The organism is Nonomuraea sp. N2-4H, assembly GCF_045291505.1.
Taxonomy (GTDB): Bacteria; Actinomycetota; Actinomycetes; order Streptosporangiales; family Streptosporangiaceae; genus Nonomuraea; species Nonomuraea fastidiosa.
The window spans coordinates 4,146,169-4,171,527 of record NZ_CP147987.1 but is presented as its reverse complement, the minus strand read 5'-3'; the positions used below and the strand labels follow the sequence as shown (position 1 = coordinate 4,171,527).

The 25,359-nt window shown below is 72.5% G+C and carries 24 protein-coding genes; 7 read left to right on the top strand and 17 right to left on the bottom strand.

Translation table 11 applies throughout. From position 1 onward, the window contains the following. Positions 1 to 66: 66 nt before the first annotated feature. Genes WBK31_RS19380 through WBK31_RS19365 form a run of 4 tightly spaced genes read left to right on the top strand, consistent with a single transcriptional unit; the run spans position 67 to position 5,064 of the window. Positions 67 to 1,641: an ABC transporter substrate-binding protein gene (locus tag WBK31_RS19380; protein WP_406675349.1), complete on the top strand. Its 1,575-nt coding sequence runs from the start codon at positions 67 to 69 to the stop codon at positions 1,639 to 1,641. Beyond that, positions 1,638 to 2,579 (top strand): ABC transporter permease, encoded by a 942-nt coding sequence (locus WBK31_RS19375; protein WP_364053360.1) that lies wholly within the window; start codon positions 1,638 to 1,640, stop codon positions 2,577 to 2,579. Before WBK31_RS19380 ends, WBK31_RS19375 begins: the two co-directional genes overlap by 4 nt. Next, the gene (locus WBK31_RS19370; RefSeq protein ID WP_364053357.1) at positions 2,579 to 4,402 is read left to right on the top strand and encodes a dipeptide/oligopeptide/nickel ABC transporter permease/ATP-binding protein; all 1,824 of its coding nucleotides are present in this window, start codon (positions 2,579 to 2,581) and stop codon (positions 4,400 to 4,402) included. Before WBK31_RS19375 ends, WBK31_RS19370 begins: the two co-directional genes overlap by 1 nt. Continuing rightward, the gene (locus WBK31_RS19365; RefSeq protein ID WP_378788230.1) at positions 4,399 to 5,064 is read left to right on the top strand and encodes an ABC transporter ATP-binding protein; all 666 of its coding nucleotides are present in this window, start codon (positions 4,399 to 4,401) and stop codon (positions 5,062 to 5,064) included. The genes WBK31_RS19370 and WBK31_RS19365 overlap by 4 nt, the downstream gene beginning before the upstream one ends. On the opposite strand, the gene menC is transcribed toward WBK31_RS19365, so the two are convergent. The 11 genes from menC to WBK31_RS19310 all read right to left on the bottom strand — a co-directional run bounded on the left by menC (position 5,054) and on the right by WBK31_RS19310 (position 15,486). Next, positions 5,054 to 6,154: an o-succinylbenzoate synthase gene (gene menC / locus WBK31_RS19360; protein WP_364053351.1), complete on the bottom strand. Its 1,101-nt coding sequence runs from the start codon at positions 6,152 to 6,154 to the stop codon at positions 5,054 to 5,056. The genes WBK31_RS19365 and menC overlap by 11 nt on opposite strands. Continuing rightward, positions 6,151 to 6,915 (bottom strand): GNAT family N-acetyltransferase, encoded by a 765-nt coding sequence (locus WBK31_RS19355; RefSeq protein WP_364053348.1) that lies wholly within the window; start codon positions 6,913 to 6,915, stop codon positions 6,151 to 6,153. The genes menC and WBK31_RS19355 overlap by 4 nt, the downstream gene beginning before the upstream one ends. A gap of 176 nt (positions 6,916 to 7,091) precedes the next feature. Next, positions 7,092 to 8,255, bottom strand: coding sequence for a cation:proton antiporter (locus WBK31_RS19350; RefSeq protein ID WP_406675348.1), 1,164 nt, complete (start codon positions 8,253 to 8,255; stop codon positions 7,092 to 7,094). Further along, on the bottom strand, positions 8,213 to 8,677 hold the full coding sequence (locus WBK31_RS19345) for a cation:proton antiporter (protein WP_406675347.1): 465 nt from the start codon (positions 8,675 to 8,677) through the stop codon (positions 8,213 to 8,215). The genes WBK31_RS19350 and WBK31_RS19345 overlap by 43 nt, the downstream gene beginning before the upstream one ends. Positions 8,678 to 9,071: 394 nt before the next feature. Next, positions 9,072 to 10,256 carry a M24 family metallopeptidase gene (locus tag WBK31_RS19340; protein ID WP_406675346.1) on the bottom strand — a complete coding sequence of 395 codons (1,185 nt, stop codon included), beginning with the start codon at positions 10,254 to 10,256 and terminating at the stop codon, positions 9,072 to 9,074. After that, positions 10,253 to 11,155 (bottom strand): ABC transporter ATP-binding protein, encoded by a 903-nt coding sequence (locus WBK31_RS19335; protein ID WP_406675345.1) that lies wholly within the window; start codon positions 11,153 to 11,155, stop codon positions 10,253 to 10,255. The genes WBK31_RS19340 and WBK31_RS19335 overlap by 4 nt, the downstream gene beginning before the upstream one ends. Positions 11,156 to 11,157: 2 nt before the next feature. Next, on the bottom strand, positions 11,158 to 11,931 hold the full coding sequence (locus WBK31_RS19330) for an ABC transporter ATP-binding protein (RefSeq protein ID WP_364053336.1): 774 nt from the start codon (positions 11,929 to 11,931) through the stop codon (positions 11,158 to 11,160). After that, entirely contained in the window at positions 11,928 to 12,806 is an 879-nt protein-coding gene (locus tag WBK31_RS19325; RefSeq protein WP_364053333.1) for an ABC transporter permease, read from the bottom strand. Before WBK31_RS19325 ends, WBK31_RS19330 begins: the two co-directional genes overlap by 4 nt. Beyond that, entirely contained in the window at positions 12,803 to 13,828 is a 1,026-nt protein-coding gene (locus WBK31_RS19320; RefSeq protein ID WP_364053330.1) for an ABC transporter permease, read from the bottom strand. Before WBK31_RS19320 ends, WBK31_RS19325 begins: the two co-directional genes overlap by 4 nt. Before the next feature lie 75 nt (positions 13,829 to 13,903). After that, positions 13,904 to 14,860 (bottom strand): ABC transporter substrate-binding protein, encoded by a 957-nt coding sequence (locus WBK31_RS19315; RefSeq protein ID WP_378790224.1) that lies wholly within the window; start codon positions 14,858 to 14,860, stop codon positions 13,904 to 13,906. Then, entirely contained in the window at positions 14,830 to 15,486 is a 657-nt protein-coding gene (locus WBK31_RS19310; RefSeq protein ID WP_378788239.1) for an ABC transporter substrate-binding protein, read from the bottom strand. The genes WBK31_RS19315 and WBK31_RS19310 overlap by 31 nt, the downstream gene beginning before the upstream one ends. Before the next feature lie 89 nt (positions 15,487 to 15,575). Here WBK31_RS19310 and WBK31_RS19305 point away from each other — a divergent pair, with 89 nt between their 5' ends. Continuing rightward, entirely contained in the window at positions 15,576 to 16,235 is a 660-nt protein-coding gene (locus WBK31_RS19305) for an Lrp/AsnC family transcriptional regulator (protein ID WP_364053324.1), read from the top strand. Between the two features lie 415 nt (positions 16,236 to 16,650). Here WBK31_RS19305 and WBK31_RS19300 read toward each other — a convergent pair whose 3' ends face one another. Continuing rightward, positions 16,651 to 16,986 (bottom strand): hypothetical protein, encoded by a 336-nt coding sequence (locus WBK31_RS19300; protein ID WP_378788243.1) that lies wholly within the window; start codon positions 16,984 to 16,986, stop codon positions 16,651 to 16,653. Between the two features lie 660 nt (positions 16,987 to 17,646). Here WBK31_RS19300 and WBK31_RS19295 point away from each other — a divergent pair. Together WBK31_RS19295 and WBK31_RS19290 are read left to right on the top strand one after the other, a co-directional pair. After that, positions 17,647 to 18,429 carry a hypothetical protein gene (locus WBK31_RS19295; protein WP_364053318.1) on the top strand — a complete coding sequence of 261 codons (783 nt, stop codon included), beginning with the start codon at positions 17,647 to 17,649 and terminating at the stop codon, positions 18,427 to 18,429. A gap of 656 nt (positions 18,430 to 19,085) precedes the next feature. Continuing rightward, positions 19,086 to 19,601 carry a hypothetical protein gene (locus WBK31_RS19290; RefSeq protein ID WP_378788245.1) on the top strand — a complete coding sequence of 172 codons (516 nt, stop codon included), beginning with the start codon at positions 19,086 to 19,088 and terminating at the stop codon, positions 19,599 to 19,601. A 129-nt stretch (positions 19,602 to 19,730) separates the two neighbouring features. Here the strand turns inward: WBK31_RS19290 and WBK31_RS19285 are convergent, their stop codons facing one another. The 5 genes from WBK31_RS19285 to WBK31_RS19265 form a co-directional block, all read right to left on the bottom strand. Next, positions 19,731 to 21,443 (bottom strand): CotH kinase family protein, encoded by a 1,713-nt coding sequence (locus WBK31_RS19285; protein ID WP_378788247.1) that lies wholly within the window; start codon positions 21,441 to 21,443, stop codon positions 19,731 to 19,733. A 10-nt stretch (positions 21,444 to 21,453) separates the two neighbouring features. Beyond that, positions 21,454 to 22,131, bottom strand: a complete 678-nt coding sequence (locus WBK31_RS19280) for a DUF4956 domain-containing protein (protein WP_364053309.1) — start codon at positions 22,129 to 22,131, stop codon at positions 21,454 to 21,456. Between the two features lie 5 nt (positions 22,132 to 22,136). After that, a complete protein-coding gene (locus tag WBK31_RS19275) occupies positions 22,137 to 23,042 on the bottom strand; it encodes a polyphosphate polymerase domain-containing protein (RefSeq protein ID WP_364053306.1) in 906 nt (301 codons plus the stop codon). Positions 23,043 to 23,107: 65 nt separating this feature from the next. Beyond that, complete coding sequence (locus WBK31_RS19270) at positions 23,108 to 24,589, bottom strand: sensor histidine kinase (RefSeq protein WP_378788249.1); 1,482 nt, start codon at positions 24,587 to 24,589, stop codon at positions 23,108 to 23,110. Beyond that, complete coding sequence (locus tag WBK31_RS19265; RefSeq protein ID WP_378788251.1) at positions 24,589 to 25,302, bottom strand: response regulator transcription factor; 714 nt, start codon at positions 25,300 to 25,302, stop codon at positions 24,589 to 24,591. Before WBK31_RS19265 ends, WBK31_RS19270 begins: the two co-directional genes overlap by 1 nt. Positions 25,303 to 25,359 lie beyond the last annotated feature (57 nt).

Genomic DNA, 25,359 nt, shown 5'->3' with positions numbered 1-25,359 from the left:
CGCCGAAGAACGGGCACCGGCGAGCCGCGAAGGTGGAGCTCACCCCCACGCTCGTCTGGAGTACCCATGAGAACACCATTCGCGGCGGGCCTCGCCGCGCTCGCCCTGCTCGCGGCCGGCTGCGGAGGGACGGGGGCGGAGGGCGGGACGGCCGGGGGCGGCACGTTCACCTACGCGCTCCCCGCCGACCCGGGCGTGCTCGACCCCGCCATGGGCGTACTCAACGTCACCAACACCACGCTCTCGCTCGCCTACGACACGCTCGTCGGCATCGACGCGCAAGGCGAGATCGTCCCCGCCCTCGCCGAGCGCTGGACGGTCGAGCCCGACAAGGTCACCTTCACCCTGCGCAAGGACGCCACCTGCTCCGACGGAGCCCCCGTCACCCCCTCCGACGTGGCCGCCAGCGTCAACCACATCACCGACCCGGACACCAAGTCGCCCATCTACGGCGTGCTCATCCCCACCGGCATGAAGGCCGAGGCCGACGACGCGGCGGGCACCGTCACGCTGTCGATGCCGAAGCCGTTCAGCTTCATCCTGGAGACCGGCCGGGCGATCTTCGTCGTCTGCGGCAAGGGCGTCGAGGACCGCTCGATCCTCGCCCGCTCCACCTCCGGCAGCGGCGCGTACCGGCTCACCGAGGCGGTGCCCGGCGACCACTACACGTTCAAGGTGCGCAGGGAGTACGCCTGGGGCGCGCCCGGCACCTCCATCAAGGACGCGCCCGAGACCGTCGTACTGAAGATCGTGCCGAACGAGCAGACCGCCGCCAACCTGCTCGTCTCCGGCGCGCTCAACGGCATCACCCTCTACGGCCCCGACCGCACCCGCGTCGAGGCCGCGCCCGGCGTCACCAAGACGATCACGCCGGTCGCCAACGGCCAGTTCTTCTACCACCAGGGCGAGGACCGGCCCACCCACGACCCCGCCGTCCGCAAGGCGCTCACCCAGGCCGTCGATCTCAAGGAGCTGGCCGGCATCGCCTCCAGCGGCACCGGCAAGCCGCCCACCGGCCTCGTCCTGCACCCGCGCCCCTGCCAGGGCGACACCGTCACCGGCCACGTGCCCGCCCACGACCCGGCGGCCGCCGCAGCCGCGCTGGACGCGGCCGGGTGGAAGCCGGGCCCCGACGGGGTGCGCGTCAAGGACGGCAAGCGGCTCACCCTGCGCTACCTGTACGCCACCACGCGCGGCGCCGGCGTCCAGGCCGCCGCCGAATACCTGGCCACCGCCTGGGGCGCGATCGGCGCCGAGGTGAAGCTGAACGGCGCCATCGACACCAAGCTGTCGGAGTCGCTCAACACCACCCAGGACTGGGACGTCGTCTGGCTGCCCATCGGCGTCACCCTGCCCAGCCAGCTCGTCGGCTTCCTGTCCGGCCCCGCCGCGCCCAAGGGCGCCAACTTCGCGCACCTGTCGAACAAGCAGTACCAGTCGCTCGTCGACGAGGCCTCGCAGGTGCCCGCCGCCGAGGGCTGCGACAAGTGGCTGCAGGCCGAGTCGGCGCTGTTCGAGGCCGCCGACATGGTGCCGGTGGTCGAGACGACCGTGCTGGAGGCCGCCAAGGGCGCCACGTACGAGATGGTCGCCGGGATGTTCGTGACCACCTCCATCCGCCTCACCCAGGGGGCTGAATGAGCCGTCGCACCGGCCTGCGGCGGCTGGTCCGCTTCCTGGTCTCGCTGGCCGTGCTCGTGGTGGCGACGTTCGCGATGATCCACCTCATCCCCGGCGACCCCGTGCGCTCCGCGCTCGGCCCCGCCGCGCCGGTGGAGCTGGTGGAGGCGCGGTGGGCGGCGCTCGGCCTGGACCGGCCGCTGCCAGAACAGCTCCTCACCTACGTCGCGAACGTCTTCTCCGGCGACTTCGGCACCTCGTTCGTCACCGGCGAGCCGGTCGGCGAGGTCATCATGGCCCGCCTGCCCAACACGCTCAGCCTGGCCCTGCTCGCCGTCCTCGTCGCCATGCTGGTCGCGGTGCCGCTCGGCATGTGGACCGCCATCCGCACCGAGAACGGCCGCAACCGGGGCACCGAGCTCACCTTCAGCGCCACCACAGGGGCGGCGGTGGCGGTGCCGGAGTTCCTGTACTCGATCGGTCTGGTGGCCGTGTTCGCCATCGGGCTCGGCTGGTTCCCGCCCGCGGGCAAGGCGGGCGCGATCACGTACGTGCTGCCGGTCGCCGCGCTCGCGATCGGGCCCGCCGCCATGATCGCCCGCATCTCCCGCGTCGAGACCCTGCGCGAGCTGGGCAAGGACTACGTGCGGCTGGCCCGCGCCAAACGGCTGCCCGCCGCCCGGCTGCACCTGCGGCACGTGCTGCCCAACACGCTCACGGCCACCCTCACCGTCGGCGGCCTGCTGCTGACCTCGCTCATCGCGGGCGGCGTGCTGGTCGAGTACGTCTTCGCCTGGCCGGGGCTCGGCCTGAAGATCGTCGAGTCGGTCACGCAGAAGGACTACCCGGTGGCGCAGGGCGTGGTCCTCGTCTACGGGGCGATCGTGCTCGTCGTGAACCTGGCCGTCGACCTGCTGCTCGGCATGCTCGACCCGACGTCCGCGATCAAGGAGACCTGATGACCTCGCTGATGGGGCGGCTGCGGCGCAACGTGCCCGGCGCGGCGGGCGCCGTCATCGTCGCCGCCATGGCCGTGCTGGCCGTGATCGGGCCGATCATGTGGGGCGCGGAGGCCGAGCGCATCGACGCCGCCGCCATCCTCCAGGGCGCCTCGCCGGGCCACCCGCTGGGCACCGACAACCTCGGCCGCGACCTGCTGGCCCGCGTCCTGGTCGCGGGACGCTACTCGCTGCTGCTTGCGCTGGCCGCCACGCTGATCGGCGCGCTGGCCGGGCTCGTGCTCGGCACGCTGCCCTCGGTGCTGCCCAGGCGCGCCGCCCGCCTGGTCGCCGGCACCGTCAACGCGCTCGTCGCCTTCCCCGGGCTGCTGCTCGCCATGTTCACCGCCGTCGTCACCGGGCTCGGCGCGCGCGGCGCGGTGCTCGGCATCGGCGCGGCCATCGCCCCCGGCTTCGCCCGGCTCACCCAGAACCTCGCCGCCACCGTCGCCGGCTCCGACTACGTCTCCGCCGCCCGCATGCTGGGCGTGCCCCGCAGCCGCATCCTCACCCGGCACGTGCTGCCCAACATCGCAGAACCGCTCATCCTGCACCTCACCCAGGCGCTCGGCAGCGCCCTGCTGGGCCTGGCCGGGCTGTCGTTCCTCGGGCTCGGCGTGCAGCCGCCGGACTTCGACTGGGGACGGCTGCTGTTCGACGGGTTCCCGCGCATCTACGTCACCCCCGAGGTGGCGCTCGGGCCCGCCGCCGCCATCGCGCTGGCCGGCATCGGCTTCAACCTGCTCGGCGACGCCCTGGCCAAGGCCGCGGCCCGCACCGCCGTGCCGCGCGGGCGCGCCGTGGCCCCCGCGCCGTCCGGGCCGCCGCCCGAGCCCGACCCCGAGGCGGTGCTGGAGGTGCGCGACCTGACCGTGACCTTCCCCGGCGGGGCGTCCCCCGTACGGAACCTGTCGCTCACCGTCGCGCCCGGCGAGATCGTCGGCCTGGTGGGGGAGTCCGGCAGCGGCAAGAGCATGACCGCCGCCGCGATCGGCGGCCTCGTGCCCTACCCGGGCGTCGTCACGTACGCGGCGCTGCGGCTCGGCGGCAAGGACGTCGCCGCCCTGTCGGACAAGGAGCTCGGCACCACGCTGGCGATGGTGTTCCAGGACCCGCTGGCCGCGCTCAACCCCGCGCTCAAGATCGGCGGCCAGCTCGCCGAGGTGGCCATCGTGCACGAGGGCGCCACCCGCGAGCAGGCCCGCCGCCGCGCCGTGGACCGGCTCGCCCAGGTGCACCTGCCCGGCCCGGAGAAGCGCGCCGCGCAGCACCCGCACGAGCTGTCGGGCGGCATGCGGCAGCGCGCCGTCATCGCCATGGGCCTCATGGGCACGCCCCGCCTGATCGTCGCCGACGAGCCCACCACGGCGCTCGACGTCACCGTGCAGCGGCAGATACTCAAGCTGCTGCGCGAGGTCGTCGAGGAGACCGGCGCGGCCACGCTGTTCATCTCGCACGACATCGCGGTCGTGGGCGAGCTGTGCGACCGGGTCGTCGTCATGTACGCCGGCCGCGTCGTCGAGGAGCTGCCCGCCGACCGGCTCGCGGACGGGGCCGCGCACCCGTACACCAAGGCGCTCATCGCGTCACTGCCGGACCTGGACACCGACCGCGACACGCCGCTGGCCGGCATCCCCGGCACCCAGCCCGCCCCCGCCGACGTCGGGCCCGGCTGCGCGTTCGCCCCGCGCTGCGAGCTGGCCACCGCCCGCTGCGCAAGCGAGCGCCCCGAACTCGCCGACCTCGGCCCCGGCCGCAGGGCCGCCTGCTGGGAGGTCAAGTGATCATCAGGAACCTGAGCGTGCGCTACGGCTCCTTCACCGCCGTGGACGACGTCACGCTGGAGATCCCCGACGGCCGGGTGGTCGGCCTCGTCGGCGAGTCGGGCTCGGGCAAGTCCACGCTCGCCAGGGCCGTGTGCGGGCTCGTCCCCCACACCGGGACGATCGAGGGGGCGCGGCGGGTGCAGATGGTCTTCCAGGACCCGTACGCGTCCCTGAACCCGCGCATGACCGTCGGCCGCACCATCGCAGAGGGCTGCGGCCCCGGCGCGGTGGAGCGGCTGCTCGGCCTCGTCAGGCTGCCCGCCGAGCTGGCCGGCCGCTACCCGCGCGAGCTGTCCGGCGGGCAGCGGCAGCGCGTCGCCATCGCCCGCGCGCTCGGCGGCGACCCCGAGCTGCTGGTGGCCGACGAGATCACCAGCGCGCTCGACGTGTCGGTGCAGGGCGCGGTGCTCAACCTCGTGCGCGGGCTGCGCGACGAGCTCGGCCTGTCGATGCTGTTCATCTCGCACAACCTGGCCGTTGTGCGCTACGTCGCCGACGTGGTCGCCGTCATGCACCGAGGCAGGCTGGTCGAGGTCGGGCCCACCGAGCAGGTCGTCGGCGAGCCCGCGCACGACTACACCCGCGCCCTGCTGGCCGCGGTGCCGCGGCTCAGAGAGTGATCCACTCCGTGGCGGTGGTGACCTCGTCCAGCACGTCCGCGATCGGCTCGACCCCGAGACCCGGCCCCGTCGGCACCTCCAGATGCCCGTCCACCAGCTCGAACGGCTCGGTGATGTCGGTGGCGAAGTAGCGGCGCGAGCCGGAGGTGTCGCCGGGCAGCGTGAAGCCGGGCAGCGCCGCCAGCGCCACGTTCGCCGCCCGGCCGAGGCCCGTCTCCAGCATGCCGCCGCACCACACCGCCACGCCGTTGGCCCGGCACAGGTCGTGGATGCGCCGCGCCTCCAGGTAGCCGCCGACCCGGCCGGGCTTGATGTTGACGATCGAGCACGAGCCGAGCGCGATCGCCGCAGCGGCGTGCTCGGCCGACTCGATCGACTCGTCCAGGCAGATCGGCGTGCGCAGCCGCTGCGCCAGCTTCGCGTGCTGCACCAGGTCGTCGTTGGCCAGCGGCTGCTCGATCAGCAGCAGGTCGAACGCGTCGAGCCGGGCCAGGCGGGGCGCGTCCGACAGCGCGTACGCGGCGTTCGCGTCCACCTGCAGCAGCAGGTCGTCGCCGAACCGCTCGCGCACCGCGCGCACCGGCTCGACGTCCCAGCCGGGCTGGATCTTCAGCTTGACCCGGACGTACCCCTCGTCGATGTAGCCCGCCACGGCGTCGAGAAGCTGCGGGATCGAGTCCATGATGCCGACCGACACCCCGCACGGCACCCGCGGCTTCGACGCTCCCAGGAACCGGCCGAACGACTCGCCCGCCGCCCGCAGCTGCGCGTCCAGGATCGCCGTCTCCACCGCCGCCTTCGCCATCCGGTGCCCCTTGATCGGCTCCAGCGCGCGGGCCACCTGGTTGGCGTCCACGTTCTGCGGCAGCGCGGGCAGCAGGAAGCGGCGGATCACCTCGGCGGAGCCGTCGACGTACTCGGAGGAGTAGAGCGGCTCGCTCATCGCCACGCACTCGCCCCAGCCCTCGGCCTCCGGCGTCACCACCCTGACCAGCAGCACGTCACGCGCCGTCTCGGTGCCGAACGAGGTGCGGAACGGCGACACCAGCGGCATCGCGATCCTGCGCAGCTCCACTCCGGTGATCTTCACAGTCTCTCCACTACGTAGTACGACTTCGCGGCGAACCCCGTCACCTCGCGGCCCTCCGCCATCAGCCCTCCCAGCACATCACGGACGGCGTGCCGCCACGCCTTGCCCGCACCGCGATCGGCCCGGCGCAGCCCCTCGATGTCGGGCGGCACCGCGACCAGCACCACCGGCGCGTCCACCGGGCCCGGCACCGGCCGCCCGCCCTCGTCGGCCAGCGCCACCACCGCGCCGTCCGGCAACGGCCTCTCGCCCGGCTCCCGCCTGGCCAGCGCCTCGACGTGCGGCGCGGTCAGCGGCCACGAGGCCAGCAGCCGGTCCGACTCGTCGCCCTGGTTGATCGCGTCCTCCATGACGCCGTAGAAGCACGGCAGGTACTCCACCGGCCGCGCGCCCAGCTTGGCGAGGTTGAAGTGGGCGTTGCGGCGGACCAGCGGATCGTAGGTCCAGGTGATGCGGGTCAGGCCGCGCTCCAGCGCCCAGCGGCGCTGGTGCTGCTTCAGCTCGAACCCGATGCCCCGCCCCGCGATCGAGCCGGTGACGTGGGAGTGCAGGGCGCCACCGGCCGCCAGGAACCCCACGGAGGCGCCGACCATGCGCCCGCCGTCGAACGCGCCGGCGACATAGCCGCCCGCGTGCGACAGCGCCCGCATCAGCTCCATCGTGATGGGCGGGTCTCCGGAGCCGAAATGCCAGATGTCGTCGAACAGCGCGTAGACGCGCTCCAACTCCGGCATCTCGTGGAGCTCCCTGACCTCGATCAACGTCTCACCTTTCCCCTCACTGAGGTTCCATGGCGACGTTATGCCATGCGGGGCCGCCCGGGATTCGTCCGGGACCACCAAGAGGGGAGCGGTCTTTCGTAGCGGAAGCTCAGCGGGCCGGCGCCGCCCGGCAGAGGAGGCCCGGCGGCCCGCGCCGGCCCGCGATCTCGCCGGGTTCAGCGCAGGCTGCGGGCGTCGAGCTGGCGCAGGATGCGCGAGATGATCGCCGGGTCGGTGTTCGGGTCGCGCCGCGCCTCCAGCACCGCCTGGCGGGCCGCCGACATCATCTCGCCCTGCACCCGCCGCAGCAGCTTCAGCCGCCGCACCCGCTGCTCGTACGCCTCACGCCGCTCCTCGTCGGCGGCCTCGGGGCTGAGCCGCACGTTCATGTCCATCAGCCGCCGCTTCAGCGCCTCCAGCACCTCCTCCGGCAGCTCCTCGGCCTCGTTGATCTCCCGCAGCCGCCGCTTGGCCGCCTTCGCCGCCTCCGTCGCCAGCCGCCTCTCCAGCGCCCGCTCGGCCGCCGTGTCCGCCTTCACCCCGAGCCTGTTCACCAGCCACGGCAGCGACATGCCCTGCACGATCAGCGTCGTCAGGATGACCGCGAACGCGATGAACACGATGATCGGCCGCTGCGGGAACGCCTGACCGCTCTCCGTCTGAAGCGGGATGGCCAGCGCCAGCGCCACCGACGCCACCCCGCGCATGCCTGACCACCACATCACCACCGTCTCCCGCCAGCTCAGCGGGATCTCGGTGTCCTCGTGGCCGGGCCCGCGCGTCTTCTTCGCCAGCCAGGCCGCGGGCAGCAGCCACACCAGACGTACGAGGACCACGACGCCCACCACGGCGGCGCTCCACCACAGCACCTCGCCCACCTGGCCGTGCACGGTGCCGAACACCGCGTGCAGCTCCAGGCCGATCAGCCCGAACGCCACCCCGACCACCAGCGTGTCCACGACCTGCCAGAACGTCGTCGATGCGAACCTGCCCAGCACGTCGTCGGCGTCGGCCATCCGCTCGCTCAGGTAGAACGACGTCGTCAGCACCGCCAGCACGCCCGAGCCGCGCAGCTCGTCCGCCAGCGCGTACGACACGAACGGCACCAGCAGCGAGACCCCCACCCGCAGCGTGGCGTCGCCGAGCCACTCCATCAGCCGCCCGCCGACCCAGCCCAGCGCCAGGCCCACGACCACGGCCACCACGGCCGACAGCACGAGCTCCGTCAGCGCGCCCGGCCATGAGAACGTGCCCGTCACCGCCGCCGCGATCGCCACGTGGTACAGCACGATCGCCGTCACGTCGTTGAACAGGCCCTCGCCCTCCAGCAGCGACACCATGCGCCGGGGCAGCCCAGCCGGCCCGCGACCGCCGTCGCCGCCACCGGGTCGGGCGGCGCCACCAGCGCGCCCAGCGCCACCGCAGCCGCCAGCGGCAGCCCGGGCACCAGCGCGTGCGCCACCGCCGCCACTGCCGCCGTCGTCACGAACACCAGCGCCACCGCGAGCAGGAAGATCGGCTGCCAGTTGGCCGCGAACTGCCGCCACGATGTGCGCTGCACGGCCGCGTAGAGCAGCGGCGGCAGCAGGAGGGGCAGCACGATGCCGGGCGGCACGTCCACGTTCGGCACGAACGGCAGGACGGCCATCAGGATGCCCAGCAACGTCATCAGCACCGGCGGCGGCAGCCCCAGGCGGTCGCCGAGCGGCACCATGAGCAGCGCCCCCAGGAGCACCAGCATGAGCAGCACCAACTGGTCCACGAACGCCCCCAAATGATCGCCCGCCCCAGCCTAATCCAGTCCCTTCCGCCCACTCCGCACCCCCTGCCGCCCTCGCACCCCCTCACCCTGGGAGGGCCTCAGCACGCGACCCCTCACTCCGAAGAGGACCTCGGCCCGCTCTCCGAGTGGACCTCGGTCCGTTACCCTCTTCGCACTCCGAAGGGACCTCGGCTCGTTACGCTCTTCGCTCTCCGAAGGGACCTCGGCTCGTTACGCTCTTCGCTCTCCGGAGGGACCTCAGCCCGTAACCCCCACTCTCCGAAAGGACCCCAGCCGGTGCGGCAGGGAGGGCGCTCGCCCACCTCGGCCCACGACGGACCTCCGGCCCGAAACCCCTCTCACCCCCGAAGGACCTCGACCCGTCCCCCGGAGGTCAGTGGCCGAGGGTTTCGAGGGTGTGGGGGAGAACCCCCAGAGGCAGGGGCCCGGAGGCGGTGCAGGCGACCACGTCGGCCACCCGGGCCCCGAAGAGATCCGGCACGTAGATCGCCAGCTCCAAGCAGAAGGTCATCCCGTCCGACAGCACGGTGTCCTCGCCGGGCCGCGGCCCCTCGTCGGGACCCAGCCCGACGCCCCGGCCGACGTGCGGGGAGGCGAAGCGGCCGTACCCGCTGCCGTCGATCACCTCGCCGACCGCCGCCGCCACCTCCGACACGGGCACGCCGGGCCGTACGGCCGCCAGCCCCGCCCGGTGCGCCTCCCGCACCACCGAGTACATCGCCTCGAAGTCCTCGGGCGGCTCGGCCACCACGAAGACCCGGGCCGCCTCCGCGCAGTAGCCGCCCCACCGCCCGCACACCGACACGGTCACCGCGTCCCCGGGGTTGATGATCCGCCCGCCGGGCACGTGGCAGGGCCTGGCCGTGTGCTCGCCCGCCGCCAAGCGCAGCGCCACCACCTCCTCGCACCCCGACTCGGCCAGCAGCAGCCGCAGCCGGCGCGCCATCTCCCGCTCGGTCGCCCCGAACCACGACAGCTCCTTGACCCGCGCGAGCACGCCCTCCGCGGCGGCCACCGCGCGCCCGATGGCGGCCACCTCGCCGGGCTCCTTGCGCAGCCGCAGCGGTGCGAGCACCGGCGACGCCGGTACGAACTCCGCCTCGATCGCCAGCCCGAACAGCTCCCGCACCCGCATCTCGGCGTCCACCCCGACCCGCCGCGCGTCCGGCGGCACCAGCAGGGCCGGGTCGCGGGTCTCGGCCGCCACGTCGGCCGTCACCACGAGGAACGCCCCCTCGCCGCCGCCCAGGAACCGGTAGTCGGGCGAGGGCCGCAGCACCAGCGCGTCCATCCCGGCCGCCGCCATCCGCTCCCGCACCGCCGCCACCCGCCCGGCCACCAGCCGCGCCGCGTCCTCGCCGGCAGGCGCGCCCGCCGCCCCGGCCCCGGACTCGCCCACCGGCCCAGCGCCCAGGCCGGGCGCGGGCTTCCGATCGAGAGCGGGCAGGTCGCCGGGCGCGGGCTCCCAGTTGAGGGCGGGCGGGTCGCCGGGCGCGGGCTCCCCGCCGGAAGCCGCCCGGCCGCCGGGAGGCGGCCCCTCGTACGGTGCCGGGGTCACTTCGGCTCGTGCAGCCAGCAGGCGACCGGCCCGAAGTCCGGCGACTTCTCCCTGCACACGTCCATCACCTTCGGACACCTCGGGTGGAACCGGCACCCGGACGGCGGTGACGCCGGATCGGGCACGTCGCCGGGCAGCTCGGCGGGCAGCACGCCGCGCCCGTCCGGCTTCGGAACGGCCGCGAGCAGCGCCTCCGTGTACGGATGCCGCGGCCGCGCCCACACCTCGGCCGTGCCGCCCACCTCGACGATCTTGCCGAGGTACATGACCGCGATCCGATCCGCGATCAGCCGCACCACCGACAGGTCGTGGCTGATGAACAGCAGCCCAGCGCCCGACTCCACGGCGAGATCCCGCATGAGCCTGGCCACCTGCGACTGCGCGGAGGCGTCCAGCGCGGAGATCGGCTCGTCGCCGATGAGCAGCCGGGGCCGCGCGGCCAGCGCCCTGGCGATCGCGATGCGCTGCCGCTGCCCGCCGGAGAACTCGTGCGGGTGCCGCCCGGCGAAGTCGCGCGGCAGGCCGACACGTTCGAGCAGGTCGGCGGGCGTGGTCGAGGTGTCGCCCGAGGTGCGCAGCCCGTCGGCGATCTGGTCGCCCACCCGCCGCCGGGGGTTCAGCGACGCGTACGGATCCTGGAACACCATCTGGATGCCGGTCAGCCTCCTGCGGCGCAGCCCGAGCGGCGTCACCGGCTGCCCCTCGAAGGAGACCGAGCCCGACGTGATCGGGTTCAGCCCGCAGACCGCGCGGGCCAGCGTCGACTTGCCACAGCCGGACTCGCCGACGAGCCCGACCACCTCGCCCGGCCGCACCTGCAGGCTGGCCCCCGCCACGGCCCGCACCACGGGACGTCCGGGCGAGCGGTGCTCCACCACCAGGTCGTCGATGGTCAGCATGCTCAGCGCACCTCCGTGTCGGGCAGCGAGTCCAGCAGCGCGCGCGTGTAGGCGTGCTCGGGCTCGCGCAGCACCCGCCCGCGCGGGCCCGACTCCACCACCAGGCCGTCCTTCATCACGCTCACCTCGTCGGCCACCGCCGACATGACGCCCAGGTCGTGCGTCACCAGCAGCACGGCCAGCCCCAGCTCGTCGCACAGACCGCGCAGCAGCCGCAGCACGCCCGCCTGCACGGTCACGTCCAGCGCCGTGGTCGGCTCGTCCGCGATCAGCACCTTGGGGGAGCAGGCCAGCGCGATGGCGATCGCGATGCGCTGCCGCATCCCGCCGGAGAACTGGTGCGGAAAGCGCCCGTACGCCTCGGCGGGCCCGGGGATGCGGACCTTGCCGAGCAGCTCGATCGCCCGCTCCCGCGCCTCCGCCTTGCCCAGCCGCAGGTGGTGGCGCATGTGCTCGGTGAGCTGGGTGCCGATGGTCAGCATCGGGTGCAGGCTGGTCGCCGGGTCCTGGAACACCATGGCGACCTCGCCGCCGCGCACCCGGTTCAGCTCCTTGGGCGGCAGCCGCAGCAGGTCGCGCTCGCCGAGCGTGATGGAGCCCGACGCCTTCGCGCCGTGCGGCAGCAGGCCGAGCACGGCCAGCCCGGTCATCGTCTTGCCCGAGCCGCTCTCCCCGGCCAGCCCGTGCACCTTGCCGGCCTCCAGCCGCAGGTCCACGCCGCGCAGGATGTCCTTGCCGCCGATCGTCACCTTCAGGCCGGCGATGTCCAGCGTCACAGGGCACGCTCCTTGATCGCGCGGGCCGTACGGGGGTCGAGCGCGTCGCGCAGCGTGTCGCCGAGGAAGTTGAACGCCAGCACCACGGTCAGGATCGCAAGACCCGGGAACGTCGCCACCCACCAGCTGTCGAACACCTCCACGCCCGACGCCACCATCGCGCCCCACTCCGGCGACGGCGGCTTGGCGCCCAGGCCGAGGAACGACAGGCCCGACAGCAGCAGCAACGCCGTGCCGATGTCGAGGGTGGCGAGCACCAGCACGGGGCCGGTCACGTTCGGCAGCACGTCCACGCGCAGCGACCGCCACACCGAAAAGCCCAGCAGCCGCCCGCTCAGCACGAACTCCCGCTCCCGCACGCCCAGCACCAGGCCGCGCGTCACCCGCGCGTACGCCGGCCAGGCCACGACCAGCACGGCCAGCACCGCGTTCGTCAGGCTCGCGCCCAGCGCCGCCGCCACCACCATGGCCAGGATCACCGTGGGGAACGCGAACACCAGGTCCGCCACCCGCATGATCGTCTCGTCCACCCAGCGGCCGAAGTAGCCGGCGCACGCGCCCAGCAGCCCGCCGATCAGCACCGACAGCGCCACCAGCAGCAGCGTCAGCGGGATCGACACGCGCGCGCCGTACATGACGCGGCTGAGGATGTCGCGGCCGAGCTGGTCGGTGCCGAACCAGTGGCCGGGCCCGGGCGCGGCCAGCCGCGGCAGGTCCTGCGCCAGCGGATCGTGCGGCGCCAGCACCGGCGCCACGAGCGCGATCACCAGCCAGGCCACCGCCAGCACGGCGCCGGTCACGGCCAGCGGCTGCCGCCACGCCTGGGGCAGCCGCCGCAGCAGTCCCCCTCGGGCCAGGGGGTCACGGCGTCTCATTGCAGCCTCACTCGGGGATCGATGACGCCGTACAGGACGTCCACGATCAGGTTGATCACCAGGTAGACCACGCCCACGACCAGGCCGACGCCCATCACGGCGGGCAGGTCGAGGGTGGTGGCGCTCTTGTACGCGTACTGGCCGATGCCGGGCCAGGCGAAGATGGCCTCCACCAGCACCGTGCCGGACAGCAGGCTGCCGAACGCCAGGCCCGCCACCGTGATCACGGGCACGAGCGCCGAGCGCAGCACGTAACGGAACAGGATCGTCCGCCCCGGCAAGCCCTTCGCCCTGGCCGCGCGCACGTAGTCCTGGCCCAGCACCTCCAGCACCGCCGAGCGGGTGAAGCGGGTCAGCAGGCCGATCGTGTAGAGCGCGAGCACCAGCGCCGGCGTGATCAGGTGGCCGACGGCGGAGGTGAAGATGTCCCAGCGTCCGGCCAGCAGCGCGTCCACGGTCGCAAGGCCGGTCACCGGCGGGGCCGCGCCGAGCGCCGCGTCCACCCGGCCGCTGCCCGGGGTGAGCTGCAGCCGGTAGAAGAAGACGTAGAACGCCACCAGCGCCAGCCAGAACGTCGGCACCGAGATGCCGATCAGGCTCAGCACCCGCAGCGTGTGGTCCGGCAGCCGGTCCCTGCGCAGCGCCGCGATCACCCCGAACGCCACGCCCAGCACCAGCGAGACCAGGATCGCCGCGCCCGCCAGCTCGAGCGTCGCCGGGACGTACTCGGCGAGGTCCTGGCTGACCGGGCGGTGGCTCTGCTGGCTGGTGCCCAGGTCGCCCTGCACCAGGCCCTGCAGGTGGAGCAGGTACTGCTGCCACAGCGGCTTGTCCAGGCCGTGATCGGCCCGCCACTGCGCCACGATGGCGGGATCGCCGAGCGCCCGCTGGCCGAGGTTCGCCGCCACGGGGTCGCCCGGCACGAGGTTCGTCAGCACGAACGTCACCAGCGTGATGCCCCACGCCATGAGCACGGCGAGCAGCACGCGCCGCACGAGGAACCGCGCCAGCGGATGCCGCACGCGCCCTTTCTCCTTGGAGCCGGCGGCGCTTCGGCCCGCCGCCGGCTCCGGGGTCTCCGACACCTGCGACGTCCCCTACTTCACGCCGAGGTCGGCGATGTCCACCGTCCACACCGGGTGGTACTCGATGCCGGTCACCGACGCGGCGGCCACGATGTTCTGGCTCGGCTGGATCAGCGGGACGAACGGGCCGGCCTCGTTCAGCTTCGTCTGCACGTCCACGTACGCGGCCTTGCGGGCGTCGTCACCGATCGCCGCGGCGGCCTTCTCACCGAGGGACTCCAGCTCCTTGGCCGCGCCCTCCTTCCAGCCGGCCCGCAGCCCCACGGTCTTGCCGGGCAGGAACGCCAGGTAGTCGCTCGGGTCGGGGTAGTCGGGGCCCCAGTACCACAGCCCCATCTCCTCCTTGCCGTTGCGGTAGTTGTCCAGCGCCGTCGTCACCGGGGCCGGCTGCAGGTCCACCGTGATGCCGACCTCCTTGAGGTTGGCCTGGATGCGCTCGGCAAGCGGCTGGAACGACAGGCCGTTCACGGTCAGCTCGCTCGGGTACTCCAGCTTCACGGCCGGGTTCGACAGGCCGCTCTCGGCCAGCGCCGCCTTGGCGCCCTCGACGTCCCGCTTCGCGGCCTGGCCGGCCGGCAGCGCGCCCAGGAGCTGCGACGGGATGACGCCCGGCGCCTGCGCCGAGCCCTCACCGGCCAGCTCCAGCAGGCCCGCGTAGTCCACGCCCTTGCGCACGGCCTCGACGAACTTCGGGTTCGTGGTGGTCTTGCTGATCGCCGGGTCCTGGTTGGCGAGCAGGAACAGCACGTTCGCCGACGGCGTCTTCTTCACCTGCAGCGTCGGCGGCATGCCGGTGACCTGGTCGCCCGACAGGTTGAGCGCGATCTGGCTGTCGCCGCGCTGCACGTTCAGCTTCTGCGTGGCGGCCTCGACGTTGCGGATGACCACCCGGTCGTAGGCGGGTTTGGCGCCGTAGTACTTGGGGTTCGCCTTCAGCGTCACCTGGCTGCTGACGTTGAAGGACTCGATCTGGTACGGGCCGAGCTGGCCGAGGAGTTGTTCAGGTACTGCTCGGCTTTGTCCTGCGGGTCCGTGGTCGCGCCGTGCTCCTTGGCGACCTTGCTGTTGATGATGCCGAGCGCCGGGTTCGGCAGGATGTACGGCAGCGCCGGGTTCGGTGACTTCGACGTCAGCGTGATCGTCGAGTCGTCCTCCTTGGCCACCTCGACACCGTCCAGCAGGAACGACGGCGTACCCTTCATGTCACGCACCCGCGTGAGCGAGAACACCACGTCGTCGGCGGTCACCGCAGACCCGTCGGCGAACGTGGCGCCCTGCTTCAGCTTGAGCGTCAGCGTCTTGCCGTCTTTCGACAGCTCGTACGACTCGGCCAGCGCCGGCACCGGCTTGGTCACATCGGCACCGTCGAACGTCAGCAGCGTCTCGTAGACCGCCTTGCCCACGATGAGCCCCGTCGGCTCGTACGTGCGGCCGGGGTCCGCGGTCTTCAGGTCGAAGGAGGTGTCGATGACGAGGGTCTTGCCCCCGGCGGCCCCCGAGGCCCCGGAGGTGGGAGTGGTGCCGCCGCTTCCGCAGGCGGCCAGGGCGAGTGCACCGGCGAGCAGCACAGCCGCCGTCTGCGAGCGGGTCGCCATGTAAGTCCTCCAAGATTGGACGTTCGGCAGAAGGATGTCGAGGATTGTGCGGCAGAACGTCCAGGCTCTGTGCGGTCGGCGAGACGTCTATGAACAGCGGTGAGGTACTAATGAGTGAAATTTCCAGAAATGGGGTCGCCGGTGGCGGTCAGCCTGGACGGATCGGAATCGGTCTCGAACTGGACGAGATCCACATGAAGATCCTCGAAGTGCTCCGCGAGAACGGCCGCATCTCCGTCTCCGCCCTCGCCGAACGCGTCGGCATCTCCCGCGCCAACGCCTACACGCGCTTCGAGGCGCTGCGCGCCGACGGCGCCATCAAGCGCTTCACCGCCGAGATCGACCACGTCAGAGCCGGGCTCGGCATCACCGCGCTGATCTTCGTCACCGTACGCCAGCAGATGTGGAAGCAGTTCAGGGCCGAGCTGGCACGGATGCCCGAGGTCGAGTACTGCGCGATCACCACCGGCCAGCACGACGCCATGATCCAGGTGCGCGTCGCCGACGTGGCCGCCGTGCACTCCATGGTGACCGACCGGCTCGCCAACATCCCCGCCGTCAAGGCCACCGAGACGGTGTTCATCCTGGACGAGGTGCTCAAGCGGCCGTACGTGCTGCCCAGCGACCGCGACCACGCCGCCCGCGCCCAGCGGCGGCCCGCTCCGGAGGCGCAAGGGGACGTGCCGCTGGGCAAGATGCGCTTCGTCGGCGCCGCCGAAGGCCGCGCCGCCCTCCGCAAGGACACCTGACCCTCGCATGGACGCCTGGGGCGGCCCCACGCCGGCCGCCCCACGTCGAACCTGCCCGCTCGCTCCGGCCCGCTCGCTCCGGCCCGCTCGCTCCGGCCCGCTCGCTCCGGCCCGCTCGATCCGGCCCGCTCGATCCGGCCCGCTCGATCCGGCCCGCTCGATCCGGCTCGCACCTCCTTACGCGGTCCTGCCGCGTCACGGAGCGGACCGCTGCCGGCCCTGCCGAGGTGGCCACCGGCCTCTTCGGGACCGTTGCCGGCACCGCTGAAGTGTCCACCGGCCTCTTCGGGGCCGGGCCGGCCACCTCGGCTCCGACGATGCCGCCACAAACCCAAGTACCGCCGGGGTGAGTGCCTGAGCCTCCCGGATCAGGTTCCGGTAGGCCAGAAACATCACATGGCCTGAAGCCGGGGTGTCAGGGCACCTCGACGCACACGCTGACATGGGGCGTGTCGTCGCCCTCGAAGCTGAACTCCTCTACCAGCCGCAGCCGCCCGTCATCGCCGGTCTCGATGCGGCTGGTGCTCTTTCCCGCCGCCTTGCCCCCGGCCACCAGGGCGTGCACGTAGGAGATCGTCACCTGGTCGCCGTCGCGCGTCCCGACGAAGCGGCCCTGGGTCACGGTGTCGCCGGTGTAGCTGCCCCACACCAGCCCGTCGTCCTCCCAGTACTCGAACCGCGTGGGACCATCGGGGTTGACCTTGCTGGCCGTCGAGCTGACCATGACGAATTTACGACCGTTGAGCTTCACACGATCCATGGTCCCGAGATTTCCGAAATTTCATCATCCGGCTGGACATCTAGTGAGCGATCCAGTCACCACCCGAACAATCCGTCCAGCCCGCCCCCGACCAACCTCCACCCCGCCACACTCCCAGTCCACCACCCGCCGCATCTTCGAACCCGCCACCCCACGGCACTTTCAAGCCCGCCGCTCCGCCACACCCTCCAGCGCGCCCTTCCATGGCGCTTTTCGAGCCCGCCCATCCACGGCACCTTCCGTCCGCCGCTTCGCCGCGCACTCCTGTCCACCACTCCACTGCGCTCTCCGTCGTCACCTCTCCCACGGGCTCCGTACCTCCGCTGAGGCCGGTGCCGGCCGCGCGCCACCTCGGCCGACCGCACGCCCCTTGTGTCCCCTTCGCAGGCCACTTCGCTCTCGCTCCGCGAACGGCCCGGACGCTCCCACCTCCACCCCACCCCCGAGATGATCACTTAGCCGGATTTTCCGTACGATTGCGGCTCAGGGTCTGGCCCAGGGATCACCCCGGGGCACGTCCCCGGGGCCTTTACTGTGGGCCCTTCCTGGCGGCTCGCCGGGGGTATGGGCTTGCCCTGGACTTTACCTTTGCGCGCCTGACGCCATCATTGCACTGTGTGATAGTAATGTGACACTGCGTATCCGAAAGAGGTGCGGGAGATCTTCATGGTGGCGTACACGCTATCGATCTTGGCGGCAGTGGGCGCTGTGGCGCTCACGGCGCTGGTGTTCAGGCGGGTCAAGAGAGCCGGCGAGGACCGCGATCCCGGCGGCCCTTCGGCCTCGCACGCCGGGGCGATGCTGTCGGCGATGTTCCTGCTCGTGTTCGCCATCGCGATCATCGTGCCCTGGACGACCGCCGACGCCGCCAGGCTCAACACCCACGCCGAGAGCCAGGCCGCCGTCGACGCCTACTGGGCCGCCGCCGAGCTGCCCGGCAGCGCGTCGGAGGAGGTGCGCCGGTCGCTGCGGGAGTACGTCGCCTTCGTGGTCAGGGACGAGTGGCCGCTCATGGCGGAAGGCAGGATGCATCCGGTCGGCGGCGAGCGCTTGGACAACCTGCGCGCCCGGGTCACCGCACTCGAAACCCGCGACGACGAAGAGACCGACGCCAAGGCCAACGTGCTCGAACACCTCAGCGCACTCTCCACCGCCCGCGCCCAGCGCACCGCCGACGCCGCCGCCCGGCCGCCGGACGGCCTGCTCTTCCTCACGATCCTCACCGGTGTCCTGGTGATCATCTTCCCGTTCCTCGCCGGGGCCAGGCCGCGGGGGCTCGCGATCCTGCCCCTGGTGGCGACCGCCGCGCTGATCGGCTTCGGCACCTACTTGACGTGGGACATCTCCCGTGCCTTCGACGGGCCTTTGGCGGTCGGGCCTGATGCGTTCAGGAGCGCGCTCGATGAGTTCGCCCGGATCGCCGGAGGTATGTGACCGTGGGAGCCAGGCGCGCGCCGCTCCTGCTGGCCACTGCCCTGATCACCGCCACCGTGACCGGCCCGGCCACCGCCGGACTCCACACCTCTCGGACGCAGAATGCCGCCACCACTTCTCGGACGCAGGATGCCGTTGCGGCATCTCGCGCCTCACAGGGTGCCGTGGCGGCTCACGCCCCGCAAGGTGCCGCGGTGGCTCACGCCTCGCAGGAGGCTGTGGCGGCTCGCGCCTCAGGGGCCGTGGTGGCTCGCGGGTCGCAGGGGGGCGTGGTGGGTCGCGGGTCGCAGGCTGCCGGGGTAGCCCCTCGATCGCGGGGCGGGTGGGCGGTCTCCCAGGTGCAGGGCGCAGGGACGGTTGCCGACACCCAGGGTGCGCAGCCGGCTGCGCAGCCGCAAGGCGCGGGGACGCTGCCTCAGGCACAAGGCCCCCGCGCGGTTCCTCGGGCGAAGGGCTCGGTCGCAGCCGGCAGCGGGGCGTCGTGGGAACGCGGTTCGCGGCGTGCGCGGGGCGCGGAAGGTACGGCGCGGGTGCGGGCAGCCGGGGTCGCGCAGGTGCCGGTGCGGGGGAGAGCGGCCGCAGCGGTGCCGGTGCCGCTGCGAGCGGGGGCGGCACAGCCTGTGCGGGTGTCGCGTCCCGTTCCGGATCCTGGACGGGTGCGGCTGCCCCGTCCCACCTCCACCCAGCCGGTGATGAAGCCCCGTCCGGTGCCGAAGACGTCCGTACGCCCACCGGCGCCGCCCAAGCGGGTCACCGTCGGGCCGAAGGTCCGGGTGCCCCGCGTGTGGGTGCAGAGCTCGCCCCGTCCCAGGGTGTCGATCTCGATGCCGCGCGCGAAGCGGAACGCCGCCCCGCAGGTCACGGTGCCTCAGGTGACGGTCTATCCGGACGGGCTGTGCGCGGGCGACGTCCACCTCGGGGAGTGCCCGCGCGGCAGGCCGGGGCCGGTGCCGAGGGCCGTGCCGGCTCCTCCTGCACCGGTCCGGGTGCCTGCGCCCGCCCCGACCCGAACGCCCACTCCCACTCCGTCCCCGACCCCGTCGGCCCGGTCGCACGCCCTGCAGATCAAGCCTGCGGAGCGGCGCCCCAACCCGCTGGGCACCGTGCTGCTCACGGTCGCCCTGGTGACCGCGATCACCTCGACCACCGCCGTCGCCTTCAGAGCCCGCTGAGCCTGCTCACTCGACGCGCCCGTCGGCGGGTGCGGGCATCGAAGAGCCGAGCGGTGATCGCACCGGGCAGTCGCAGCTCGTGCGGTGGGCACGCAGGGCGGGAGTGCCCGCCGCACGTCACACACCGGGTCAGGAGATCTGCGACTTCAGGGCCTCCGTGCGGGTGGTGAGGGTCTTGCGGAGGGCGGTCGCCTCCTGGGCCGCCTTCGCGGTGTCGGCCCCGGCGTTGCGGTTGTAGGCCGCCAGCGCCTCGTCGAGGAGCTTCGTGGCGGTGCCGCCCGCCAGCAGCTCGCGGTACAGAGCGGCGTACTCGCGCAGGTAGAGCCGCTGGAAACCGGCGTCCTTGAGGAAGCGGTCCTTCAACGTGTGCCCGGGACGCATACCGACGCCTCGGCGCTCAGGGGGCACCTGAGCCTCCCGGCCCTGCTGCTCCTGCTGGTCGGGCGCACCGGCGCGGGCGCGACGGCCGCCGAACCGCATGCCGACCGTGTCGTTCGGCCCGGCCGTGGCGTCGCCGCTGAACGCGAAGTTGAGGTCCCAGCTGATCACCTGGAACTTGGAGGTGCGCAGGTCGTACCAGAGGTAGTAGTTGCGCCCAGGCCCCGCCATGTCGTCGAAGTTCAGCATCAGGTTCTGCAGAGCGGCGTAACGGGCGAACGACTCCACGTCCATCCGCTCGGCCAATCCCTTGGAGAACTCCTCGTCCGAGGCCTCGTCCACCCACTTGATGAAGTCGATGACCGGCTGGAGGTCGCGCTGGCCCTTGAGGTTGATCTGCTTGAAGTCGTCGACGTACGCGGTCTGGTCCTCGCCCTGGTAGGTGAACTGGCTGGAGGCCAGCGACTTGTACAGGACGCCCTCGCCGAGGCGCTCGGCGTACCCCTCGTCCAGGTACTCGACCAGCAGGCGCGGCTTCGATGCGCGGCCGTTGACGGAGAACGAGGCGTACGCCGAGCGCTGGGTGGGCTCGCCCGCCGCCCCCACCATGGCGATGGCCAGCGCCTCGTTGAGCAGGGCCGACGACTGCTGCATGGCCGGGCGTACGGCGATCTGGCTGTGGCCCTGGTAGCGGCGGCCCGCCACGAACTCGTCGAAGCTGATCAGCCACGGCAGGTTCTCCGGCTCCTCGGCCTTCAGCTCAGGGGGCCGCCCGTTGCCGGGAGGCGCGTCGTTGCGGCGGCCCCGCCCGTTCTCCTGTGCCTCCCCGTTCGCCGGGGGTTGCGCGTTCTGCTGCTCCTGGCCGTTCTGCTGCGTCTGCCCATCGGCCGGTGGCTGCTCATCGGCGGGCGGCTGTCCGTCGGCGGGTGGCTGGCCGTTGGCCGGGGGCTGTCCGTCGGCGGGCGGCTGCCCATCGGCCGGGGGCTGCCCGTTGGCCGGGGGCTGCCCATCGGCCGGGGGCCGGCCGTTCCGCTGTTGCCGGCCGCCGGGCCCGGTGCGCGGGCGGGTCCGCCCCTTCCAGGTCAGCCCCTGCAGCGTCGAGTTGCCCTTGAGCCGGATCCCCACGCTCGGGATCCTGGTGCCGTCGATGGTCAGGTCCGCCTCGACGTACTTCTTCTCGCCGTCCTTGAAGTACTCGGTCAGCATGTCCTGGTAGCCCTCGTCGCGGAAGGTGAGCGTCACCTCGTGCGGCACGGAGGTGTCGAACAGCTCGCGGGTGCCGGTGAGGTCCTGGACGACGTCGCCGGTCCGTACGGTGCCGGAGGTGGTGACGTACGGCCGGATGGTCCCGCTGCCGAACACCCCCCAGCACGCCGCCAGGAACGCCGTGCACAGCGCGACGAGCTTCCAGTTGTGCCGGAGCTTGACGGGGATGCGGTGCTTGAGCCGATGCGGCTGTGCCATGACGGGGCCCTCACAGGTCGGTCTGGTCGTACCCGGTCAGGACGGTGACGTTCTGGCCGTGGTTGCGCTCGCGCAGCGCGGCGATGACGTCCGCGGGCTCGCTGCCCTTCTTGATCTTGACCGTGTACATGAGCTCGAGCAGCGCGCCGCCCCTGATCGACTCCATGCTGACCAGCTCGAACTCGTCGGTGTGGCGGATGAGCACGTCCTGGATGACGTGCGTGTAGTCGTCGTCGGACGGCACCTGCACCTTGACGACCTGCCGGCGCACGTTGAGCTGGAACCAGTTGAACCGGTGCATGATCATGATGATCAGCGAGATCGCCACGGCGGCGACCACGGCCAGCAGGTAGAACCGGGTGCCGACGGCCATGCCGACGCCCATCACCAGGAAGATGAAGCCGACGTCCCGCGTCTCCTTGATCGCGTTGCGGAACCGCACCACCGACAGCGCGCCGACCAGGGCGAACGCGCGGGCGATGTTGGAGCCGACGACCAGCATGATGAGCGAGATCAGCATGCCGAGGATGACGAGCGTCTGCACGTACGACTGGCTGTAGGAGACGTTGCGGTGCGTCGCCCGGTACACCCAGCCGATCATGGCGCTGAGCACGAACGACAGGGCCATCGCGAGCGCGATGTCGGCGACGCTGAACGTGCCCGACAGGTCCTGGAAAGAGAAGTCCATGGGAGTCACGCCTCCTTGGCGATGGTCATGGCCGGAGCGCGGCCGGGGGCGGGGCAGTCGAGGTCGAGGTCGTGGCCGGGGATGTGGAAGAGCGAACGGGGCGCCAGCCCATACGCCTCCACGCTCTGGCAGTACTTGGAGACCCGGACCACCTGGAGGTTCCGCTTGGCCGTCAGGTCGGTGAGCCAGTACGGCACCCGCTCGTTGGCCTTGACCTCCATGATCACTTTGCCGGGCGGGATGATGAACCGGTTCTCCGCGTCGGCGCCCAGGTGGAAGTCCCGGTCGCGCCCGCGCACCCGGTGGTCGAACGTCACCCGCAGGCCCACGTCGGCGCCGCGGCCCACGTACGCGTGCCGCTGGTAGCCGGTCATCGCGGTGGCCCGCAGGTCGAGACGGCAGACCAGGTCGAGCACCTCTTCGAGGAAGGCCCGCTCGGACGGCTCGTGCGCGACCATCGCGCGCCCGTCGCACAGCGCGATCGCGTCGCGGTACGGCAGCCGCACCCGGCGCTTCTGGGTGACCCGGTTGACCCGCTGCTTGATCTCCACGAAGACCGGGGTGCCGCCGGTGACCTGGAACCGGTCGCCGTAGTGGCGGATGCGCAGCTTCCTGCGGAACTTGAGGCCCTCGATCTTCTCCCAGTAGAAGCGCAGATGCCGGGTGTCGTAGTAGACGCTCCAGATGCCGTACCCGTTGTCACCGCTGTGCCGGTCGCGGTCGAGCAGCTTCTCGATCTCGGCCCGCAGTTCGCCGGCCGTGGCGGCGTCCACGAGGTACTTGATCTCGTATCGGTTGAACGCGTGCAGCTTGCTGGGGGCGCGCAGCGCGTGTCCCGCCTCGTCGTGGGGAGGGCCGGGACTGGCGGGCTGACCTGCGGAGACGGTAGGTCTGCGGAATCTTCCCAGCATGTCTCTCCTTCCGTGTCAGCCCATATGGGACCGCAACAAGCTGGGAATAATGTGTGAACGCCGCCTTACCGCTGCGGGACGGCCGGGAGCAGCACGCGGAAGGCCGTGCCACGGCCGGGGCGGCTGCGCGCCTCGATGCGGCCGCCGTGCGCCCCCACCAGGGCGGCCGCGATCGCGAGCCCCAGCCCGGTGCCGCCGCCGCGACGCTTGCGCGACGGGCCGGCGCGATAGAAGCGGTCGAAGATGCGCGGCAGATGCTCGGGGTCGATCCCCGGCCCCTCGTCGCGCACCTCGATCACGGCGACCGGCTCCCGCACGTGATCGGCCCCGGCGTGCACCACGGCCGCCGCATCATCACATGCTCCGGCCTGACCGAGCACCACGTGGACGGGCGTGCCCGGCGGCGTGTGGGTGATGGCGTTGCCCACCAGGTTGGCGAGGACGCGGTGCAGCCGGTGCTCGTCGCCGAGCACGCGTACCGGACCGTCGCCCAGCACCAGCTCCACCTCGCGCCCGGGGTCGCGCGCCCGCGCCCCGTGCACCACGTCGCCCGCGATGACGGGCAGATCCACTTCGGTCATGTCGAGCGCGCGCTCCTCGTCGAGGCGGGCGAGCAGCAGCAGGTCCTCCACCAGCACGCCCATCCGCTCGGCCTCACCCTCGATGCGGCTCAGGATGCGGGCCACGGCGGGGTCGGGGTCCGGCCTGCCGTGCCGGTACAGCTCGGCGAAGCCGCGAATGGAGGTGAGCGGCGTGCGCAGCTCGTGGGAGGCGTCGGCGAGGAAGCGGCGCAGCCGCTGCTCGGAGCGCTCGCGCTGGCGCAGGGCCTCGCTGAGGCGGCCGAGCATGACGTTGAGCGCGTGGCCGAGCCGGCCCGTCTCGGTGCGCGGGTCGCTGTCGGAGACCCGCCGGTCCAGCTCGCCGGCCGCGATGGCGGCGGCCGTGCGCTCCATCCGGGTGAGCGGGCGCAGCCCGATGCGTACCACGACCAGCGCCACCGCGCCCAGCAGGACCAGCACCAGGACGCCCGCCGCCGCCTCGATGAGCAGGAGCTGGCGCACGGTGCTCCGGTGGGACTCGAGCGAGAGCGAGACGGCGGCCCGGTTCCCGTCGTGCATGCGGACGATCATCGTGCGCCACTCGCCGTCACCCGACCTGTCGGGCACGGTGAACGGGGCGGCGGGCGGGTGTTCGAGCAGCTCGGGCGGCACGTCGGGGCCGTCGCCCGTGCCGGGCAGCCGCCGCACGACCACGCCCGACCCGGCGAACACGGTGACCCGGAACTGGGTGGGCAGCTCCACCTCGCCGCCGCGGCGCGGGGGCGGCGGCGGAGCGCCGGGCGGCGGGCCGTTGCCGAACGAGGTGGCGAACGCGGTGAGCTGGGCGTCCACGCGGGCGAGCAGCGAGCGGTCGAGCAGCAGCACCCCCGCCGCCGCGAACACCGCCAGCGCCGCCGCCGACAGCCCGAGCAGCGCGGCGAGCAGCCGGTGCCGCAGCGGCCATGCCCGGCCGCGCCGGCGCGGAGCGTCGCCGTGAGAGGCTTCCATCAGCGTTTCCGGTCCATCAGCGCCTGGTCGCGCAGCGAGTAGCCCACCCCGCGCAGCGTGTGGATCAGCGGCGTTCCCGCGGCGTCGATCTTGCGGCGCAGATAGCTGATGTACGACTCCACGATGCGGCTGTCGGCGCCGAAGCCGTGGTCCCAGACGCGGTCGAGGATCTGGGACTTGCTCACCACCCGCTCGGCGTTGATCATCAGGTAGCGCAGCAGCGCGAACTCCGTCGGCGACAGGTGGATGTGCCGTCCCGAGCGGCGCACGGCGTGGGTCTCCTCGTCCAGCTCCAGGTCGGCGTAGCGCAGCAGGCCGTCGTCGAAGGACTCCTCGCGCGACCCCGTACGGCGCAGGATGGCGCGGATGCGCAGCACCACCTCCTCCAGGCTGAACGGCTTGGCCACATAGTCGTCGCCGCCCGCCGTCAGCCCCGCGATGCGGTCCTCGACCGTGTCGCGGGCGGTCAGGAACAGCACCGGGGGACCGCCGCCGTCCGGGCGCAGCCGCTGCGCCACCGCGAAGCCGTCGAGGTCGGGCAGCATCACGTCGAGCAGGACCAGGTCGGGCCGCTGCCTGCCGACGCTCCTGAGCGCCTGCGTGCCCGACGCGGCCGTGCGGACGCGGAACCCGTTGACCTCCAGGGCGTCGAGCAGCAGCTCGCGGATGTTGGGCTCGTCGTCCACGACGAGCACCACCGGTGCTGGGTTCATGCCGCCTGTTCTACCGCGCGCCCGGGAAGACCGGGATAAAACCGCTGGTATCGCGGA